Source organism: Massilia sp. CMS3.1 (assembly GCF_051262535.1).
Taxonomy (GTDB): domain Bacteria; phylum Pseudomonadota; class Gammaproteobacteria; order Burkholderiales; family Burkholderiaceae_D; genus Telluria.
In genome coordinates this window covers 1-251 of the sequence record NZ_JBIMES010000113.1, presented here as the reverse complement: position 1 = coordinate 251, position 251 = coordinate 1, and the positions used below count along the sequence as shown (strand labels likewise).

Annotated in this window: 1 protein-coding gene; it reads right to left on the bottom strand. The window is 55.8% G+C overall.

The genetic code is table 11. The annotated features are described in order from the left end of the window. A partial coding sequence (locus ACHAC9_RS24660; RefSeq protein WP_435764462.1) for a transposase occupies window positions 1–251 on the bottom strand: 251 nt, incomplete at both ends.

Genomic DNA, 251 nt, shown 5'->3' with positions numbered 1-251 from the left:
GCGGCTTTAGGTTGGTAGTCGGTTCCTTTAGTGAGCATTGCCCAAGCGATACGGGCCGTCTTGTTCGCCAACGCTACCGCGGCAATATTCGGGTGTCGCGTCATCGCAATATGCATCACCCAGATACTCAATCGATCCGTTTTCGCTTGCGCTGTTCGGATGACAGCCCGGGCGCCATGCACCAGCAAACTGCGCAGGTAAGCATCGCCTCGTTTGCTAATACCGAGCAATCGCTCCTTTCCTCCTGAGCT